This window comes from Aerococcaceae bacterium DSM 111021 (genome assembly GCA_020112395.1).
In the GTDB taxonomy this organism is placed as follows: domain Bacteria; phylum Bacillota; class Bacilli; order Lactobacillales; family Aerococcaceae; genus Ruoffia.
The window spans coordinates 650,988-672,469 of sequence record JACCEK010000002.1; the positions used below are offsets into that span (position 1 = coordinate 650,988).

Consider the following 21,482-nt stretch of genomic DNA (forward strand, 5'->3'; position numbering starts at 1 on the left):
TTTCAAAAAATATTCACAGCTTTTTTGCTGAGTTATGAACATATCGACAAGGTGTCAATCAGAGTTCAAATAATACCCCGATTTAGTGCATAACTTTTAAGATTATGATAAGATAGGCAAGTATCGAGTAAAAGTTTTCCACAGGTTCATGTTAATAACTATTTATAAACACAGTTATGCACAGTTTATTTCCACCTGTTGATAAGTCACATGTGGACTAGTGTATAACTCAAAAACATTTTTATAGCTTGTGGAAAACTCATAATATGCTAAAATTATTTTACTTATAAATAATGATGGAATTTGTTTTTGGGCAATTGAGAGGAATTGAATCAAATGGAAGAAAAAGAAAAATTTTGGAAAGATTGCCAGCATTATATAAGTGAGCGCCTATCCGATCAATCATTCGATAATTGGGTTGCACCAGTCTATCCAACTAGAATTGGAGATCAAACAATTACTTTAGCTGTTCCAAATGCCTTAACCAAAAACTATTGGGAAAGACATTTATCGGGATATGTTATTCAGTTTAGTCTTGAAGTATATGGTATGGAGTATACACCTACCTTTGTTATCGTACCTGAAGATCAACGTGAATCTGCTCAAGTTAAAAAGATCATGCCAGAACTAGAAGATACTGGAGATTTCTCGGAATCACAATTGAATCCTAATTATGTGTTCGAGACTTTTGTTATCGGAGAAGGCAATAAGATGGCGAATGGAGCTGCCCTTGCTGTCGTCGATTCCCCAGGTAAAACCTATAACCCTCTATTAATATACGGAGGCGTTGGATTAGGGAAGACTCACTTAATGCAAGCAATAGGTAATGAAATCAAACGTAAGCAACCAACGGCAAGAATTAAATATTCTACCAGTGAATCCTTCATGAACGACTTTATTACAGCAATTCGTGATGGATCACAAGCAGAGTTTAGAAGTATGTACCGCGAAATCGATGTACTACTAATAGATGATATTCAATTTTTATCGAAGAAAGATAAAACGCAAGAAGAGTTTTTCCATACGTTTAACGAGCTTTATAATAATAATAAACAAATTGTTTTGACGAGTGATCGTCTACCAAACAATATAACGAACCTGGAAGAACGTCTAATAAGTCGCTTCAAATGGGGATTATCTACGGATATTACACCGCCAGATTTAGAGACGCGTATTGCGATTCTTCGTAAAAAAGCATCTAGTGAGCAACTAGATGTAAGTCCAGATACGTTAACTTATATCGCTAATAATGTTGATACTAACATTCGTGAGCTAGAAGGTGCTTTAGTACGTGTTATTGCCTATGCAGCTATTCAAGGTAAAGAAATTGATACCGAACTTGCAGCATCAGCATTGCACAATATTATTAATGAAGGCGAAGCTAAGCCTTTAACACCAGATGAAGTCATCGAGTATGTAAGTCGCTATTATCAGATCACACCTGAAGATATTAGAGGTAAAAAACGTACAAAAAACATTGTATTTCCACGACAAGTAGCAATGTATTTAACACGTGAGTTGACTGAAATGTCTTTCCCTAAAATCGGAGAAGACTTTGGGAATAAAAACCATACAACAGTCATTCACGCCTATGATAAGATAACTGATGAGATTGAAACTGACATTCAATTAAAGAATGAAATCAATCAACTCAAGCAACGTCTTCATAGATAACTTATTAACATGTGCATAACTTGTTATTAAATAGTGGACTTGTGCACATGTCGACGAACAAGCATTTCGTCTGGTATATATACCTCATAGACGCTTATGCACATAATTAACAGGCCCTACTACTACTATTACTTATTTATTAATATATAATATATATAAGGAGTGACGATATGAAATTTACTATTGGAAGAGCAGCATTTACTGCACAATTGATTGATGTATCTCGAGCGATACCCTCGAAAGCAACAATCCCTATTTTAACCGGATTAAAAATTACAGCGACTAAAGAAGGAATTACTTTAATTGGATCAGATGCTGAGATCTCTATTGAGAGTTTCTTATCTGTTCAAGATGATTCATTGAACTTAGTCATTGAAGAAACAGGTAGTGTTGTTGTAACAGCAAGAATATTTAATGATATTGTACGTAAATTACCTACAACTGAAGTAACGATAGAAACAAATGAACAATTCATACTTACAGCTACTTCAGGAGATGCAGTCTTTTCACTGAATGGAACAGATGGACAATCATATCCACGATTACCTGAGATTGAATCAGACCGTAAGATAAACTTACCAACTGTATTATTTAAAGAGTTAATTAGCCAAACAATCTTCTCAGCATCAAACCAAGAGAGCCGCCCTGTTCTAACAGGAGTTCACTTGATGATGAATGAAGGTCACATTACTGGAGTGGCAACGGATAGTCATCGATTAAGTCGACGTCAAATGCCAGTAGAATTTACATCTGACCAAGCTAACTTTGAAGCTATTACAATACCTAAGAAAACATTGAATGAATTAGAACGTATTGTTCAAGATGATCAATCAATTGAAATGATTGTAACGGAACAACAAGTTATATTCTTAATTGATAATTTAACCATTTATTCTCGATTATTAGAAGGTAATTATCCTGATACAGATCGTTTATTACCAAGTTCACATACAACTGAGATTGTTTTAAATGCAGATCAGTTCTTACATGCAATTGATCGTGCAAGTTTAATGTCACATCAAGGTAAAAATAATGTGGTTCAATTAGATATTACAGATGACAATATTGATCTATCAGTACAAGGTAGCAGCCTTGGTTCTGCAAATGAATCAATTAGTGCAAAATCAACATCAGGCGAACCAATTAAAATTTCGTTCAACCCTGATTACATGAAGGATGCATTACGCTCATTCAATGGCGTTGATGTTAATATTGGCTTCACTTCAAGTGTTCGTCCATTATTGATTTCAGCAGTTGAAAAAAGCGAAACAGCTAACAATGAATTACTGCAATTATTAACACCTATACGTACGCATTAATATTTAAATTAAAACTCCTGCCTTACAATCTTGAAAAGATTTGTAGGAACAGGAGTTTTTTTTGATGTTAAGTTGTTGGAATAGTACATTTAAGGTATAATGAAAGACTACTAAAGTCCTTAAAAAGTCTAGTGAGAAAAGTTATCCACATGTTCATAACTTTTCTTATGACACTCTTTTACATGGAGAACGCTATCATTTTTTATGGGTGTATCTCCTTTACTTTCTCTTTACTAAAATACAATGCAATCTTCAGCTAATAATCTATTCCTAAGAACAAAAAATATATGAAATCGCTATAAATAGAAAAAATAGCCGATTTTGGATTGAATAAAGAAAATAAGGTTTTCTATCTAATAAAGAGTTAAAAAGCTAAAAAGAGGTAAAATTAGCTATTAAGTTTGATGTTTAGCTGATTTAAGGGTATAATATAAGAGAATAAATATGCTGATTGGGTGATAAAAATGAATGAACGCATTATTGAAATTACAACTGAGTATGTCACATTAGGTCAATTACTGAAGATTACAGATATTATCCAAAGTGGCGGGATGGCGAAATGGTACTTGAGTGAGTATTTTGTCTTCGTTAATGAGGAAGAAGAACAACGCCGTGGACGTAAATTACGTGAAGGTGATGTAATTGAGTTCCCACATGAGGAAATAAAAGTAACGATTAAAAACAGAGATTAATGAAAGTAAAGCATCTACAATTAAAGAATTATCGTAATTACGATTTGCTTGACTTAACATTTAATGACGGATTAACGATTTTAACTGGTGAAAATGCCCAAGGAAAAACCAATCTCCTTGAGGCGATTTTTTTATTATCCATGGCAAAAAGCCATCGGACAAACCACGATAACGAGTTAATTCGTTGGGGCGAAACATACGCTCAAGTTGAATCGATGATTGAAACGAAGAATTATGACTTTCCTTTATCTTTGTCTTTTGGACCTAAAGGTAAGATTGCGAAAGTGAACCATATTGAACAAGCTAAGTTAAGTCACTTTATTGGGAAATTAAATGTCGTATTATTTGCACCGGAGGATCTTCAGTTAATTAAAGGCTCTCCTAGTTTAAGGCGCAAATTTTTAGATTCTGAGCTGGGGCAATCACATCCAGTTTATTTGCAAGCGTTACTTGATTACAATCGTATATTAAAACAACGCAATCGATATTTAAAAGAAAATGGATATAAAAAACAGTTTGATACTGTTTATTTTGATGTGATTACAGATCAATTGATTACTAAGGCAGTTGAAATTATTAAATATCGGAATGAGTTTGTTGAGTCACTTGATAAAATTGCCCGTCCTATTCACAAATCACTTTCTAATCAACGTGATGTTTTGAGTTTGAGCTATAAGAGTAGCTCCTCAAAGTTAGATTATGGGCAATTAGACACACTTGACCAACAATTCCATAGTCTATTTAAACATGCTTTAGAACGTGAGAAAGAACGTGGGGTAACAGCTTATGGACCTCATCGTGATGATTTGTATTTTACATTGAATGATAAGGATGCACAAAATTTTGCATCACAAGGCCAACAAAGAACGATTGTCCTTTCTTTAAAGCTAGCTGAAATTGAATGGTTAAATGACCGAATTGGAGAATATCCAATACTTTTGTTGGATGATGTCTTATCTGAGTTAGATGATAACCGGCAGCACATATTAATGAGCCAAATTGAAGGGAAAGTACAAACATTCCTAACAACAGCTACAATTAAAGGATTAAATATTGAACAATTGGAACATGCTCAAATTTTGTACGTTGAAGATGGGCAGATTACCGAAGAAGGAGAGTAGAACATGCCAGATAATATTAATGAACAAAACTACGATGCGAATCAGATCCAAGTCTTAGAAGGACTTGAAGCGGTACGTAAGCGTCCAGGTATGTATATAGGAACGACGAGTATTGATGGTTTACACCACCTTGTGTGGGAAATCGTTGATAATTCAATTGATGAGGCACTTGCAGGTTATAGTGATCATATCGAAGTGTATATTGAATCAGATAACAGTATTACTGTTGTTGATAATGGTCGTGGTATTCCGGTGGATACTCAAGAAAAAACTGGCCGTCCTGCTGTTGAGACAGTCTTTACTATGCTTCACTCGGGAGGTAAATTCGGTGGAGGCGGGTATAAAGTATCTGGAGGACTTCACGGTGTTGGTGCAGCAGTAGTAAACGCACTATCATCTCACTTATATGTGGAAGTATCTCGTAACGGTAATGTCTACCGCGAGGAATTTGGACGTGGAGATATTAAAAAGGAATTAGAAATAGTTGGTACATCAGATCATACTGGTACAAAAGTTAATTTTAAACCAGATCCAACTATCTTTACCGAGACGACAGACTTTAAATATAACACCTTAAAAGAACGTATACGTGAATTGGCTTTCTTAAATAAAGGATTACGTATTAGTTTAGAAGATAAGCGTGATGAAAGAGAAGATGAAGATAGCTTCTTCTTTGAAGGTGGTATTCAAAGTTTTGTTGAGTATATTAATGAGGACAAGCAAGTACTACATGAAAAACCTATTTATTTAGAAGGTGAATCAGATAATATCCAAGTAGAAATTGCTTTACAATACACGAATGATTACACAACTAAAATCTTATCTTTTGCGAATAATATTCATACACATGAAGGTGGAACGCATGAGTCTGGCCTGAAATCCGGATTAACGCGTGTTATTAACGACTATGCTCGTTCAAATAACTTATTAAAAGACTCAGATGACAATTTATCTGGTGATGATACACGAGAAGGATTAACGATTGTTTTATCAGTTAAACATCCGGATCCACAATTTGAGGGACAAACTAAAACAAAATTAGGTAACTCTGAAGTACGTACTATCACAGACCGTTTATTCTCATCTAACTATGAGTCTTTCTTATTAGAAAATCCTAAAGTTGCGAAAATTATTATTGAAAAAGGGATTTTAGCTTCTCGAGCAAGAAATGCTGCGAAACGTGCACGTGAAATGACACGTAAAAAATCAGGATTAGAAATTGCGAACTTACCTGGTAAATTAGCTGACTGTTCAAGTCGCGATCCAGAAAAATGTGAATTATTTATCGTGGAGGGTGACTCTGCTGGTGGATCAGCGAAGCAAGGGCGTTCAAGAATGTACCAAGCGATTTTACCAATTCGTGGTAAAATTCTTAACGTTGAAAAAGCGTCAATGGATCGTATCTTGGGTAACGAAGAAATCCGTTCACTATTCACTGCAATGGGAACAGGCTTTGGTGCCGAATTTGATGTGTCCAAAGCCCGTTATCATAAATTAATTCTGATGACCGATGCGGATGTCGATGGGGCACATATTCGTACGCTATTATTAACTTTAATTTACCGTTATATGCGTCCATTATTAGATGCGGGCTATATATACATTGCTCAACCCCCTCTATATCAAATTAAACAAGGTAAAAAAGAATTATACCTTGATACGGACGAACAATTACGTAAATGGCAAGCTGAAAATCAAGATGCCCGTTACTCTCTACAACGTTATAAAGGTCTTGGAGAAATGGATTACGAGCAACTATGGGATACAACAATGAATCCAGAAAATCGTCACCTACTACGTGTAACGATTGACGACGCCCAGATTGCAAACGATGTTATGGAAATGCTTATGGGAGACGATGTCCCTCCACGTCGTGAATTTATTGAAGAAAATGCCGTTTATGTCCAAAACTTAGATACTTAGTATCTAGTATGTATCTAAGTCTCATAAACAGAAAGGAATAAAAATATGAGTGAAATTTTCGGAGATAATCACCGAGAAATTGAATCGATTAACCTTCCAGATGAAATGCGAACGTCATTCCTTGACTATGCCATGAGTGTTATTGTCTCACGTGCCTTACCAGATGTTCGTGATGGGTTAAAGCCTGTACAACGTCGTATTTTATATGGGATGAATGAATTAGGTGTCACACCTGATAAAGCACATAAGAAATCTGCACGTATTGTAGGAGATGTAATGGGGAAATATCACCCCCATGGAGATTCAGCGATTTATGAAGCGATGGTTCGTATGGCGCAACCTTTCAGTTACCGCCAATTACTTGTTGATGGGCACGGTAACTTCGGTTCTGTCGATGGTGACGGGGCAGCTGCCATGCGTTATACAGAAGCACGTATGTCTAAGATTGCTTTAGAAATGCTTCGAGATATTAATAAAGATACGGTTGATTACCAAGATAACTATTCTCAAGAAGAGAAAGAACCAGTTGTTTTACCAGCTCGCTTCCCTAACCTATTGGTTAATGGAGCTTCTGGTATTGCTGTTGGGATGGCAACGAATATTCCGCCACATAATCTAGGTGAAGTGATTGATGCTGTTATTGCCCTAATGCATAATCCGGATATTACCGTTGAGGAAATTATGGATCATATTCCTGGTCCAGATTTTCCAACCGGCGGTATTGTAATGGGGAAATCAGGTATACGTAAAGCTTATAAAACCGGAAAAGGTAAAATCATCATCCGCTCAAAAGTGGATATTGAACCGATTGGTAAAGACCGTGAACGTATTATCGTTTCAGAATTACCATATGGTGTAAATAAAGCTAATTTAGTAAAGCGAATCGCAGAACTAGCTCGTGATAAACGAATTGAAGGAATTACTTACGCTAACGATGAGTCTGCCCGTGAGGGTACACGTGTTGTTATTGAAGTGAGACGTGATGTATCTGCAAGTGTTGTATTAAATAATTTATTTAAATTCACACCAATGCAAGTTTCATTCGGATTTAACATGCTAGCAATTGATGGTGGTGTTCCAAAAGTACTAGGTATTAAAGATATTCTAGAAAAATACTTAGTGCATCAAGTTGAAGTAATTCGTCGAAGAACTGAATTTGAGAAACGTAAAGCTGAAAATCGTGATCATATCCTACAAGGATTACTTATCGCATTAGATCATATCGATGAAATTATTGCTATCATTCGCTCTTCACGTGATGGGGAAACGGCTAAAAAGCAATTAATCGAAAATTACGGCCTTACAGACGTTCAATCTCAGGCGATACTAGATATGCGTTTAGTACGTTTAACTGGCTTAGAACGTGAAAAAATTGAGAAAGAACATAATGATTTACTTGCATTGATTGCTCGACTAACAGAAATCTTAAATAGTAAAGAGCGTATGTTTGAAATTATTGAAGATGAATTAACTGATGTTAAAACACGTTTTGGTGATGAACGCCGTACGGAATTACAAATTGGGGAATTAACGAGTATCGACGACGAAGATTTAATCGATGAAGAAGATGTTTTAATCGCTTTAACAGCAAATGGTTACGTTAAGCGTATGACTCAAGATGAATTCCAAGTTCAAAATCGTGGAGGACGTGGAGTGAAGGGAATGGGCTTAGGTGATGATGATGAAATTCAAACACTTGTCTCAGCTTCAACACACGATACATTATTATTCTTCACTAACCTTGGACGTGTATTCAGCCAGAAAGGCTATGATATACCAGAATACGGTCGCCAAGCTAAAGGGTTACCTATCGTTAACTTAATTAGTTTAGGTACAGGTGAAGTTGTGAAGCAAATTATATCAGTGAATAAGAGTACAGAAGAATCAGGTAAGTCTGATAATTTCTTATTCTTTGTTACACGAAGTGGAACAGCGAAACGTACTGAAGCGTCTGATTACTATAATATTCGTCAAAATGGTTTAATTGCGATTAACCTAAAAGAAGGCGATGAATTAGTAAATGTTATGGAAACGACTGGTGAACACAACATTATTATCGGTACACACAATGGTAATGCGATGACATTCAACGAGGATGACGTTCGTGTAATGGGCCGTACAGCAACAGGTGTGCGTGGTATTAAACTACGTGAAGGTGACTTTGTTGTTGGTTCTGATGTGTTAACAGATGAACATGAAGTATTAGTTGTAACTGAAAAAGGATACGGTAAACGTACACCGGCTTCAGAATATACACCTAAAAACCGTGGGGGCCTTGGAGTGAAGACATCGAATATCTCTGAAAAGAGTGGTAAATTATCAGGTATCGTTACTGTAACAGGTGACGAAGACTTAATGATTATGACCGACCAAGGTGTCATTATTCGATCACACGTGGCTAGTATCTCGAAAACATCTCGTGCAACGCTGGGTGTTCGTATGATTCGATTGGATGAGAATGCAGTTGTTAGTTCAATTGCAACGATTCCGGCCGCCGATGAGTCAGAAACAGAAACAGAAGAAATCCTAGAACATATTGATGATGTCAAAGTTGATAGAGAATCAGTGACGTCTGAAGATGTTGAATTAAATGAAGAATTATCAGAACGTATTTCAGAAGCAGTTGAGGAAGATGAAACTTTCGAAGCTGACGAAGATAACGAGTAATAAATTACTAAAAAGCGACCAGAGTTCATTTAAAATGACTCTAGTCGCTTTTTTTTTTGCGTATTTATAAAAAATAGAATTAATGGATGGAGAAAGGCAAGTGAAGACCTGTAAGGCCTTGTATCAGGACGACAGGGCACGCTTTAAACCATAGGAAAGAACAACGACGTACGGTTTAAGTAGTGGTTTAAGCATATTATTAATTTCTTAACGAATAAAAAACTATTAACATGATACATTTGAAAGAAAAATCACCCTCATCAACTCATGTAATAAGTGTTGATAATGGTGATTCATGTAATTAATTATTTGAAGGTTTTAAGTGTCGAACACGTACAACGCCTTCGATATTTTCAAGTGCAACTTTATCTTCAGCTTCTATATCATCATCTAAATCAATCATAGTACAAGCCCAACCATCGCGAGGCTTATTCGTTAAACGATTAATATTCAAATTATGTTGAGATAGAACATTTGTAATTTGACCGATCATATTAGGGATATTACGATGTAAAATCGTAATACGACAGACAGTCTGGATTGGTCCAAAATTGATTGTGGGGAAATTCACAGAGTGATGAATATTACCATTTTTTAAATAATCCATGACTTGATCAACGACCATATTTGCGGCATTAGCCTCACTTTCAGGTGTTGATGCACCAAGGTGAGGGATATTGATTGTATTTTTCATACTTAATGTTTTTTCATCTGGGAAATCGACCACATATTTACCAATACTCCCGTTGTTAATCGCATCTTCTAAAGCATTAAGGTCTACTAATCCGCCACGTGCACAGTTAATAATAATTTGACCTTTTTTTGATTCAGCTAATAATTCGGCATTAAGATAATTTTTTGTACTTTCATTATATGGGATATGTAATGTGATATAATCACTATTTTGCATTATATAATGTATATCGTATTGCGTCTTTGTTGATGGGTTCAAGCCAAGTGCGTGCTGGACAGATAAGTATGGATCGTAACCAAATACTTCCATTCCTAAATCTAGGCACATATTGGCAACAAGGACGCCAATTGCACCTAAACCAATAATACCAATTTTCTTACCAGCTAATTCGGGACCAACAAATTGTTTTTTACCCGCTTCTACTTTGGAGTTAATATTTGTTTCTCCAACAAGCGTTTGTGTCCAGTCTAATGCTGCTTCAATATTACGAGAAGACATAATTAAAGCCGATAAAACCAACTCTTTTACACCATTTGCATTTGCTCCAGGTGAATTTGCTACGACGATGCCTCGCTCTGTTAGCGCATCGATAGGTATATTATTTACACCAGAACCAGCTCTACCAACAAATTTTAAGTCTTCTGGTAATTCCATATCATGCATATCTGCACTTCTTACGATAACAGCATCTGCCTCTGAATCACTGTGATTCAAAGTAAATTCGTGCGTTAATTTTCTTAGTGCATTGGCATCGATATTGTTTAATGTTTTGATTTTAAATCTTTTTTCAGTGTAGCTCATTGTGCACCTCACTTATATTTATTTTCGAAGTCTTTCATAAATTTAATTAACGCGTCAACACCTTCAATTGGCATTGCATTATAAATACTTGCACGCATTCCACCGACTGAACGGTGTCCTTTTAAATTAATTAAATCACGTTCTTGAGATTCCTTTGCGAATACTTTATCTAACTCTTCTGAATGTGTTCTGAAAGTGACATTCATGATTGAACGATCTTCTTTTCTAGCTGTTCCAGTGTAAAACTCACTTTGATCAATGTAGTCATATAATTTAGTCGCTTTTTCTTTATTGATTGCTTCTATTGCTTTCACTCCACCTTGATCTAATAACCATTCATATACAAGGCCAGCAACATAGATAGCAAAGGTTGGAGGTGTATTGTACATAGAATCTTTATCAGATTGAGTAGCATAATTGAGCATCGTAGGTGTAGCAGCTTGTGCATTACCCATAAGATCTTTACGAATAATAACGACGGTTAACCCAGCAGGCCCCATGTTTTTTTGAGCTCCGGCATAAATTAATCCAAATTTACTTATATCATATTCTTCAGATAGAATATTTGAAGACATATCTGCGACTAAGGGAATGTCACCAAAATCTGGTAAAGAATCGGGTTTAAAACGTGTTCCAAAAATTGTATTATTTAAACATAGATGAACATAGTCAGCATCTGGGCGAACATGTATATCATCATTATTAGGAATATAAGTAAAGTCATCTTCCTCAGTACTGACTGCGATGTTAATATCACCGTAATTCAAGGCTTCTTTATATGCTTTTTTAGCGAAACTACCTGTTAAGATATAATCAGCTTTGCCAGATTTATTTAACAAATTCAGTGGAACACTCGAAAATTGAGTCGAAGCTCCTCCTTGTAAGAATAAAATTTCATAATTGTCAGGAATATTCATTAATGTGCGTAATGAATGTTTAGCATTAGCATGAATTTCCATGTAGGATGGAGATCTATGACTCATCTCCATCACGGATAAGCCTTGCCCCTGGTAATTTGTAATGTTTCTACCCACATCTTCTAAAACTGAAACTGGAAGTGTCGATGGTCCTGCAGAGAAATTATAAATGCGATTCATTTCAAACGCTCCTTTTTAATAAATGATATGGTCATTATATCAGAAAAACAATGAAACTTACAGAATTATTAAAATAAGATGAAAAATGAAGATTATATCTCATTAAAAAAACTTTCGAAAAAACCTTGTGTTCTAACAATGTTAATTGTATAATTCATAGATGTGAGTATTTAACGATACTCTCCTTGCTCTAATTTATTTTTAGAGCCATCAGACCAAAAGGAGGTGCAAGCCAAATGAGCCAAACAACAAAATACGAAATTTTATATATTATCCGTCCTGACTTAAACGAAGACGAGAAAAAAGAATTAGTAGAGCGTTTCGATGGTATCTTAACAACTAACGGAACTGAAATTGTTGAGTCAAAAGACTGGGCAAAACGTCGCTTAGCATATGAGATTAATGATTATAAAGAAGGAATTTATCATTTAATCACAGCTGAAGCTTCAGATGCTACAGGAATCAACGAATTCGACCGTCTAGCTTTAATCAACCGTGGAATCTTACGTCATATGATTACTAAAGTAGATGCTTAATTTGTTTCACGTGAAACACTTTGAAGGAGGATGTAATTGTGAACACAGTTCAATTAGTGGGACGTTTGACACGAGAAGTTGACTTGAAGTTTACTTCGTCAGGTATTGCAGTAGGTACTTTTACAATTGCCGTTAATCGCAATTTTACTAATCAACAAGGTGAACGTGAAGCTGATTTTATTAGTTGCGTAATCTGGCGTAAATCAGCTGAAAACTTTGCTAACTTTACACGTAAAGGATCTCAAGTTGGAGTCGAAGGTCGTCTTCAAACACGTAATTACGAGAATCAACAAGGTCAACGTGTATATGTTACTGAAGTAGTTGTAGAGCAGTTCCATTTATTGGAGCCACGTTCAGTTACTGAACAAAGACCTGCTGATACAAATACTGATAGCAACAATAGTAGTAGTTATGGTGGAGGACAAAGTTATAACAATAGTAATAACTCTCAAGGCCAAAATAACAACTACAGTAATAATCAACCGTCTTATCAAAATAACAATTCAAATAACAATAGTGGAGGATTTGGTAATTCACCATTTAACATGGAAGATGGCACGCCAGTTGACATCTCTGAAGATGATTTACCATTCTAATCATTCAATATTCGTTTAAATATAAAGGAGGATAACACCTATGGGACAACGTCGTGGTGGAAGACGCAGAAAAAAAGTATGTTTCTTCTGTGCAAATCATATTGATCACCCTGATTATAAAGACGTGGATTTAGTTAGCCGTTTCGTATCTGAAAAAGGTAAAATTTTACCTCGTCGAGTAACAGGTACTTGTGCTAAACATCAACGTACTTTAACAGCAACTGTTAAACGTACTCGTATTATGGCACTAATTCCATTTACAATTAAAGACTAATTTATATTAGTTGAAAAGAGTAGAACCTTGTGTTCTACTCTTTTTTTTTATTTTGATGAGGTAATTAGTCTTAATGGAATCAATGTATTTAAGCAAATCTATGTGTTTGAGACGAAATTTGACTTTTATCCCCAGGATTTGAGTTATTATAAGATATACATAATGTTTCACATGAAACATTAAAGAAAGTATGTCTAAATATGGGTTGGGACTTTGAAAAATAGCATTCAAGGTCTAATTATGTTAAAATGCTTAGTATATAATTAATTGAATGAGGTGAAATATGTTTGATAAAGAAAGAATTAAAGCATTCTTTGAACAATTTCATTCATTAGATATTAGTTGGCAAATTTATAGTTTAGTAATTTTATATACGATTATTATGCTTGCTGCGTTAATATTGCGTTGGGAAATTGGTTTAATGCTCTTCCTATTATTAATTGCAGTAGTCATATTTTTTGTGTTTAACTATGAAAACTTTATACGCAATCTAAGTACAATGGCAAGTCGCCTTTCTCAATCAGTACGAGGCGCACAAGAAGATGCCATGTATCGATCTCCTATAGGGATTCTACTTTATGGTGATGATGCTAATCATCGCATTAAGTGGGTTAATCCATCTATGCAACATATCTTTGGTGCTCAGGAGTTACTTGGCGAACCACTAATATCTATAAATAATGAGTTTAAAAAAATGGTATCTATTGAATCAGATAAACACTGGCATACTGTCCCTTTTATAGACCGATATTATCGAGTATTGCATCAAGTAGATGTGAAAGCATTGTATATGATTGATGTAACAGATGAAGTGTTAATTCGAGAACAGAAAAAATTTGATCAAGTAGTTTTTGGTTATCTGTTTCTAGATGACTATAACGAGATAGTAGAAACACTCGATGATCAACAAGCTACCAATTTTGACTCTATTATTTTGAATGATATCAATGAATGGGCGGATTCTTATGGGATTTATACTAAAAGAATTAATTAAGAAAAGTTTATACTACTTTTAAATCAATATGTTCTCGATAAACTTGAGAATGATAAATTTAAGTTTTTTGATGAGATGCGTGAACGTAATTCATTAAGAAATATGCCATTATCAATTAGTATTGGGGTGTCTTACCCGGATTCTCCTAGTTACCGAATTGATGAGCTATCGGATCAAGCACAGCTTAACTTAGATTTAGCACTTGGACGCGGTGGAGACCAAATAGTTGTGAGATCACAAGCTGGCAAAGCAAGATTTTATGGTGGTAAGACAAACCCAACAGAGAAGCGTACAAACATAAAATCTAGGCTTGTATTCCAAGCTTTACGTACGTCAATCCAACAAGCAGAACAGATACTTATATCAGGCCATAAGACCCCGGATATGGACTCTATGGGCTCGGCAATTGGTATATATAAGATTGTAAAATCATTTGGAATACCTGCGCGTATCATTATTAATGAAGATGAGTTTAATCAAGATATACGGCAATTATTAGCTTTAGATCAAGCACGATTCTTGTGGGATGAAGATATCTTCATTAATAAAGAAGAAGTTGAAAAGTATATGACTGATGAAACATTAGTCATATTAGTCGACCATCATCGCCCATCATTAAGTGAGGCAGAAGGTTTGATGAATGGACATGATGTTGTTATTATTGACCATCATCGTCGTGGTGAAGAGTTCCCAAATCAAACTGTATTAACCTATATAGAACCTTACGCATCGTCAACTTCAGAATTGATTACGGAATTCTTTATTAATATGCGTAATACTAATGAAGCATTGAACAAGTTCGAGGCAACAGCCTTACTCGCAGGGGTTATCGTTGATACGAATAACTTCTCATCACGAACTGGTTCTAGAACCTTTGATGTTGCTAGTTATTTGAAGTCACGTGGAGCTGACCGTGTTCAAATCCAACGACTTCTTAAAGAGGATCTATCAAACTTAATCGAACGTAATAAACTTATAGAACATACGAAATTTGTTAAAGAAGGCTACGCTGTAATTATCGGGCCAGACGAAGAAATATTTGATAATATTACAGCCTCACAAACGGCTGATGTCTTGTTGGATGTTAAAGGCGTAGAAGCATCCTTTGTAATTTACCGTAGAAGTGATTCTGTTGTAGGTATAAGCGCACGGAGTCTGGGTAATATTAATGTACAAACTATAATGGAACGATTAGATGGTGGAGGTCATTTATCTAATGCTGCTACGCAGATTAATGATAAAACGACAGAAGAAGTCTACGTTCAATTATCAGAAGAAATAAATAAGGAATAAGGAGGACTTTACATGAAAGTAATTTTATTAAAAGATGTGAAGAAACAAGGTAAAAAAGGCGAGGTTGTTGAAGTATCGGATGGTTATGGACGTAATTATTTAATTAAAAACAACTTAGCCAAAATGGCAGATGGTGCTGCTTTAAATCAATTACAGTCTAAAAAAGAAGCTGAAGCAAGAGTAGCTAAAGAAGAATTAACTGAATCAAAGCTAGTCAAAGAAGCAATTGAGAAAGAAGATACAGTTGTAACTATTTCAGCTAAGACCGGTGAAGATGGGCGTTTATTCGGAACGATTCCATCAAAACAAATTGCAGAAGAACTTGAAAAACAATATGGAATTAAAGTAGATCGCCGTAAAATCCAATTAAGTGAAAACTTAAGTTCATTGGGTAGCTATAACGTCACAGTAAAATTACATACAAAAGTTTCTGCTGACATTAAAGTACATGTGGTCGGCCAATAGTTTCATATGAAACTATTTAAATAATATAAAAGTGTATTCATTTGCTATCAATTCAAATGAATACACTTTTTTTTGTCTAATAATGAACATGTTGATAACTAAGTTATAACTTTATGGTAATAGGTGTTCGCAAAAAAAAGTTTTGCACATGTTGATAACTATGAAAAAGAGGAATAATTTGTTATGATTTATATACTTGTAATTAAGAGTGAATCTAGTAAAATGTAAAGGATGTAGAAAGAAGGTGAACCGTTGGAAAATAAACCAATAGACAAACAATTACCATATAATATAGAAGCTGAACAATCTGTACTTGGGGCATTATTAATTAGTCCTGTAAAAGTAGGAACGGTTCAATCTATAATTGAGGAAGAGGATTTTTATTTACGAAAGCATCGCATCATATTTAATGCGATGGCAAATATATTTGATTCCCCTGAATATGAACTTGATCCAGTAACTTTAATAGATAGATTAACTAGTTACGGAGAAATTGAAAATGTAGGTGGACACGATTATATTATCGAATTAACTCAGACTGCGCCAACGGCGGCCAACGTTGACCACTACGCGAAGATAGTGAAAGATAAAGCAATATTACGTAGTTTAATCTCAGCAAGTAGTCAAATAAGCCAAACTGCTTATGAAGAAGGTGATGAGATTGCGAATATTATTGAGAAAAGCGAAAAACTTATTCTATCAATCGGTGAAGGTAAGAGTAACAATGGACCGGTATCAATTCGATCATTAATATCTGACGCATTTGAGAATATTGTAAGATTATCGGAGGAAAAAAGAGATGTTGTTGGATTGCCAACTGGTTATATAGATTTAGATAAATTAACAAGTGGTTTCCAACCCGATCAATTAATTATTTTAGCTGCGCGTCCATCCGTAGGGAAGACAGCATTCGCTTTAAATATAGCTCAAAATGTAGCAACTAAATCTAAAATACCTGTTGTCATCTACTCTCTAGAGATGGGTGCACTTGACTTGGTAAACCGTATTATCTGTGCTGAAGGAAATATCCATGCATCAAACTTACGTACGGGTCAATTAACTGATGATGAATGGAATAGTTTTACTGTTGCGACAAATACATTAAAAGATGCTCCAATTTTTATTGATGATACAGCAGGTATTAAAGTATCTGAAATCCGTGCAAAAAGCAGGCGGTTGAAACAAGAGAATCCAGATTTGGGATTAATTGTAATAGACTATTTACAGTTAATTGAAGGGTCCGGTGGTGGGGAAAGCCGTCAGCAAGAAGTATCGGAAATTTCTCGTCAATTGAAGAAGTTAGCAAAAGAATTAGGCGTTCCTGTTATTGCCTTGTCACAATTATCACGTGGTGTTGAACACCGTCAAAATAAACGACCAATGCTAAGTGATATTCGTGAGTCTGGATCGATTGAGCAAGATGCGGACATCGTTGCATTCTTATACCGTGAAGATTATCACCAACAAGAAGGCGATGAAGAAGTAGTTCAGGATGATGATTTACCGGACAATACAGTTGAAGTAATCTTAGCTAAAAACCGTGCAGGTGCGAGGGATACCGTGCGATTGTTATTCAAAAAAGAATATAATAAATTTTCAAGTTTATCATTCGTACCTGAACCTCCAATGATGTAATCTTGAATAGTAGAACTCTTTCCGTTAATGAAAAGAGTTCTTTTTCATGTATATATATATTTATATAAGTATTTAAACTATCTAAAATCTATGTAAATCACCGGTTAAACTGTTTAACCACCCCGGGATGTTCCACGTGAAACATTAACGGAACGTATGTTCTGTGGATATTACTTTCTCTTTAAGTTATTTTGTATTAAACTTATATTACATTACAAGAGGAGGTAACAATATGAGGACCAATAAAAAAAATCATCAAAAATTGATAAGTAATACATTGCTCAAATTATTTACTGTCATTTCTTTTATAGCTATTACATTGGTTTTGTCTACAAATGTATTCGCTTCGACGGAATTTATCGAAACAATAGACTATACTCAAGCTGACCGCACCCAAGAGGTTGAAGCTGAGATTCTTGATGCACCTATACTAGACACAATCGATACAGAATCGACAATCTACCCTCATAGTGAATATACTTTGATTGATGGTGAATTGCCAAGTGACCAAGTTTCTATAAATAAAGATACTCTATTTAGCTCTGAGGAATTATTACCATTTGCTCAAACAGATGAAATTTATAATTTTGCTCATTTTAATGCATATAAAGATTCATTCCGAGATATAGCGACTTACGTGTCATATTATATTTATTACTCAAGTGCAATCGAAGATCATTATTTAGTGGCACCAATGAATATTATTGATGAAGTAGTGGATTTATATCAGTATAGTGATTTAATCGCGATGCAAAGACTCGATATTAATCACAAGCTTAGACAGATTTATTATAATGAATATTCAGAGGATTTAGTTGAACGATATGAGTTAAAGCAAATTATTCCTACATCAGTTTATGCGGATGCTAAAGCCTCAATATTACGTGCTGAAGAATTATATAGCCAAGTAGATTCTTCTAGTGAAGATTACGAATTGGCAACTGACACGATTGAAATGGCTCGTGAAGAATTTAGTATATTAACAAATAAGTATAATAATGGTCATATGGAGAAGCCGATTATTCATTACTACATATCTGAAGAATTAGAGGATGACGAAGTATTACAGGATAACATAACTGCTATAGAAGAAGTAGTTGAAACGTTGCCGAGTGAATTAAAAAGACGTTTATCAAATATTTATTTGTTATCTGAATACGAGATGCCTCCTTCTGAGACACCAGGTTTTACTTTACATGGTTTTGCTAAAGATGATGGAACTGTGTATTTTGTCGGTGACCAGCCTATCTATAAAAATCTAATTTACCATGAATTTGGTCATACATTAGATTTTGCGAGTTATGCATTATTAAATTGGGATGAAGAAACTGAGGATTCTTGGTCGACACAAGATGAATGGCAGGCAATTTATGAAAGTGAATGGGCAGATGAAGAGTCTTATTATAACTCTACAATCGAATCATTTGCTGAAGGATTTGGAGTATATTCACTCAAGTATTTCTTAGATGAAGATCCTGATTTAACAGCTTACCCAGATAGTTCGCTTGAGAATCGACCAGAGACAGTCGCTTACTTTGAAGAGTTATTCGAAACATTGAATTACTAATATTTAGATATAAGAAAAAGCCCCGAATACTAAATTTCGAGGCTTTTTTGATTGGAAAGTATTAATGTTTACTACGACGTCCTGATACTAGTAAGTATATACCTCCACCTACTAAGGCTACAGCTGCTAAAATAATAATCCAAAGTGTACTACTTTCACCAGTATTTGGTAAGTTTTCTTCGTTCTCTTCCACTGATGAACTGATTGAGACATCAACACTTGATGCTGATTGTTCAGTATCTTCACTAGATTCACCGGGAGTTTCTGAATCACCACCGCTGATTACTTCAGGGTATCTTTCAGCTAAGTAATTTGTTACATCAACATAGTTTACTTCACCTGTTTCATTGGGTTGAACAGCCCATAGAATATCTTCAAATTGCATTTGATCAATTTGTTCTTGAGTGATTGATGTATTTTGAACGATATTTTGTTTAGCCTCAGTAACTAAATCATTAAACATGTTTGGATACATCGTAACTAATTGTTCGAAAATGTAGTTAGGTACTTCTTCACCAGCATTCTTAGCTGCGTTATACCATTCAGCATAAGTACGGTCTTCAAATTCATTTAAGATACCTTCTGTAGCAGGTGTTTGATTAATTACTGCTTCACGAACTGGAGCAATAGCACTTGTTAATTGTTCGCCACTGAAATTATCATAACCTGCAATAACAAGTTCATCGCGTAAAGCATTTAATTCTTCTGAAGAAGTACTTTCTGTTGAAAGACCTAATCTATCCATTAAGTTAGTTAAATGCTCATCACTAAATTGATTTAATTGTTCGATTGTTAAATCAGTTTGACTAACTAATTCTTCACGATAGGTGTCTAATTCACTGATTGGTTCTGATTCATCAGACTCCGAAGACTCTTCATCTGACGACTCTTCGCTTGAAGAACTGTCAGATGGGGTATCTCCATCAACTGTAATATCAAAATTTTCTTGCATTGCGACAGCTAAAGCTTCTATATCTTCCTCCATATTGTTTTCTTGGAAGACAGAGAACTCTTGCCATAACAATTCAGCATCGGGTACAGATAATAATTGATCTTCATTTAAATTAAAGTCTGCTACTAAAGTATCTCTAAAGCGAGTTGCTTCTGGGCCGAATACTTCTGGGTTATCATATACTGCTGTATTATACGCCCAACCAATATCAGCACCAAGATGATTTCCTTCACCAACCATACGTACTAGGTAAGTATCATCAAGCTGGTCTAATTGTTCTTGAGTTGCTGGAGTTGATTCTATAAAAGCATTACGGATATCACTTGCTACCGAACTTACTTGTTCAGCTGTAAAGACATCTGGATTTAATTGGATAATTTGGTCACGAATGATATCCATCGTATCTTGTGAATATTCACCGTTTTGAGCACCTATTTTGATTGGCTCTATTTCTTCTTCAGTGAACTGACTTAGTTGCTCTTCTGTAATGTCAGTATATTCAGAAATTGCGGCTGTAAATTCATCTTCAGGAGCGGGTGTCTGACCGTTACCATCATCTCCGCCATCTTCTCTCTCATCACGTCTTAGGATATAAGCCTCACGTGCTTGCGTGATTTGTGGCAAGATTGTCTCTACGGTCGCTTGAATATCATCGTTATTTTCTAACAAAGCACTATTATACCAACCTAAAATATCACTTGGTAATGCCGTGTTTAAATCTGAATAACTATATTGAGAATTGGCAATAATATTTTCTGCTGCGTCATTATACGCTTGAAGATTCTCGCCTGTGAGTAAGTTTAATTGAGCATAGTCAATTGCTAACTGATCATACATAGTTTTCCATACATCATTGACTGTGTCCGTCTCTGCTTGAGTCGTCGCAGTATCATATAGGTCAATTAGATATTGATCATCTACTTCTAATAATTGTTCTAAGTTAACAGGTTGAACGCCCGCCAGATTGTTTTTAATCTCTGCGAGTAATTGTGTGTTTACCTCTGTTGACGTTGTTTCTTCTTGGGCATGAACGATATTACTTTCTGATAGTAACGAATCACTTCCAATTGTTGTTCCTGCACCTATTGCTAAAGCACATGTAGATACTAATAATAATTTTTTCAATCTCATGTTGCGTCCTCCTCATCTGTTGATACCATCATACGCTTTAAATGTGAATTT

The 21,482-nt window shown here is 35.1% G+C and carries 15 protein-coding genes and 1 pseudogene; 13 read left to right on the plus strand and 3 right to left on the minus strand.

The window, feature by feature from the left end; genetic code table 11:
* The first annotated feature begins 336 nt into the window (after positions 1–336).
* From dnaA to gyrA, 6 genes are all read left to right on the plus strand, one after another.
* The gene (dnaA, locus tag HYQ40_09340) at positions 337–1,674 is read left to right on the plus strand and encodes a chromosomal replication initiator protein DnaA (GenBank protein MBZ6527981.1); all 1,338 of its coding nucleotides are present in this window, start codon (positions 337–339) and stop codon (positions 1,672–1,674) included.
* Positions 1,675–1,844: 170 nt separating this feature from the next.
* On the plus strand, positions 1,845–2,993 hold the full coding sequence (gene dnaN / locus HYQ40_09345; protein ID MBZ6527982.1) for a DNA polymerase III subunit beta: 1,149 nt from the start codon (positions 1,845–1,847) through the stop codon (positions 2,991–2,993).
* A gap of 464 nt (positions 2,994–3,457) precedes the next feature.
* Positions 3,458–3,685 (plus strand): S4 domain-containing protein YaaA, encoded by a 228-nt coding sequence (gene yaaA, locus HYQ40_09350; GenBank protein MBZ6527983.1) that lies wholly within the window; start codon positions 3,458–3,460, stop codon positions 3,683–3,685.
* The gene (gene recF, locus HYQ40_09355; protein MBZ6527984.1) at positions 3,685–4,806 is read left to right on the plus strand and encodes a DNA replication/repair protein RecF; all 1,122 of its coding nucleotides are present in this window, start codon (positions 3,685–3,687) and stop codon (positions 4,804–4,806) included. Before yaaA ends, recF begins: the two co-directional genes overlap by 1 nt.
* A 3-nt stretch (positions 4,807–4,809) precedes the next feature.
* Positions 4,810–6,729, plus strand: a complete 1,920-nt coding sequence (gene gyrB / locus HYQ40_09360; protein ID MBZ6527985.1) for a DNA topoisomerase (ATP-hydrolyzing) subunit B — start codon at positions 4,810–4,812, stop codon at positions 6,727–6,729.
* A 45-nt stretch (positions 6,730–6,774) separates the two neighbouring features.
* Positions 6,775–9,396, plus strand: a complete 2,622-nt coding sequence (gene gyrA, locus HYQ40_09365) for a DNA gyrase subunit A (GenBank protein ID MBZ6527986.1) — start codon at positions 6,775–6,777, stop codon at positions 9,394–9,396.
* A 301-nt stretch (positions 9,397–9,697) separates the two neighbouring features.
* Here gyrA and HYQ40_09370 read toward each other — a convergent pair whose 3' ends face one another.
* Entirely contained in the window at positions 9,698–10,891 is a 1,194-nt protein-coding gene (locus HYQ40_09370) for a 3-phosphoglycerate dehydrogenase (GenBank protein ID MBZ6527987.1), read from the minus strand.
* Between the two features lie 8 nt (positions 10,892–10,899).
* Positions 10,900–11,988, minus strand: a complete 1,089-nt coding sequence (gene serC, locus HYQ40_09375) for a 3-phosphoserine/phosphohydroxythreonine transaminase (GenBank protein ID MBZ6527988.1) — start codon at positions 11,986–11,988, stop codon at positions 10,900–10,902.
* Between the two features lie 236 nt (positions 11,989–12,224).
* On the opposite strand from serC, the gene HYQ40_09380 reads away from it, so the two are divergent.
* From HYQ40_09380 to HYQ40_09410, 7 genes and pseudogenes are all read left to right on the plus strand, one after another.
* Positions 12,225–12,524 (plus strand): 30S ribosomal protein S6, encoded by a 300-nt coding sequence (locus HYQ40_09380; protein ID MBZ6527989.1) that lies wholly within the window; start codon positions 12,225–12,227, stop codon positions 12,522–12,524.
* A gap of 35 nt (positions 12,525–12,559) precedes the next feature.
* A complete protein-coding gene (ssb, locus tag HYQ40_09385) occupies positions 12,560–13,120 on the plus strand; it encodes a single-stranded DNA-binding protein (protein ID MBZ6527990.1) in 561 nt (186 codons plus the stop codon).
* A 40-nt stretch (positions 13,121–13,160) separates the two neighbouring features.
* On the plus strand, positions 13,161–13,394 hold the full coding sequence (locus HYQ40_09390; GenBank protein ID MBZ6527991.1) for a 30S ribosomal protein S18: 234 nt from the start codon (positions 13,161–13,163) through the stop codon (positions 13,392–13,394).
* Between the two features lie 283 nt (positions 13,395–13,677).
* Positions 13,678–15,681: pseudogene (locus HYQ40_09395) on the plus strand (DHH family phosphoesterase).
* A gap of 12 nt (positions 15,682–15,693) precedes the next feature.
* Positions 15,694–16,146 carry a 50S ribosomal protein L9 gene (gene rplI, locus HYQ40_09400; GenBank protein ID MBZ6527992.1) on the plus strand — a complete coding sequence of 151 codons (453 nt, stop codon included), beginning with the start codon at positions 15,694–15,696 and terminating at the stop codon, positions 16,144–16,146.
* Positions 16,147–16,398: 252 nt separating this feature from the next.
* Positions 16,399–17,781, plus strand: a complete 1,383-nt coding sequence (dnaB, locus tag HYQ40_09405; GenBank protein MBZ6527993.1) for a replicative DNA helicase — start codon at positions 16,399–16,401, stop codon at positions 17,779–17,781.
* A 232-nt stretch (positions 17,782–18,013) separates the two neighbouring features.
* Complete coding sequence (locus HYQ40_09410) at positions 18,014–19,348, plus strand: hypothetical protein (GenBank protein MBZ6527994.1); 1,335 nt, start codon at positions 18,014–18,016, stop codon at positions 19,346–19,348.
* Between the two features lie 61 nt (positions 19,349–19,409).
* Here HYQ40_09410 and HYQ40_09415 read toward each other — a convergent pair whose 3' ends face one another.
* Positions 19,410–21,431: an LPXTG cell wall anchor domain-containing protein gene (locus HYQ40_09415; protein ID MBZ6527995.1), complete on the minus strand. Its 2,022-nt coding sequence runs from the start codon at positions 21,429–21,431 to the stop codon at positions 19,410–19,412.
* Positions 21,432–21,482 lie beyond the last annotated feature (51 nt).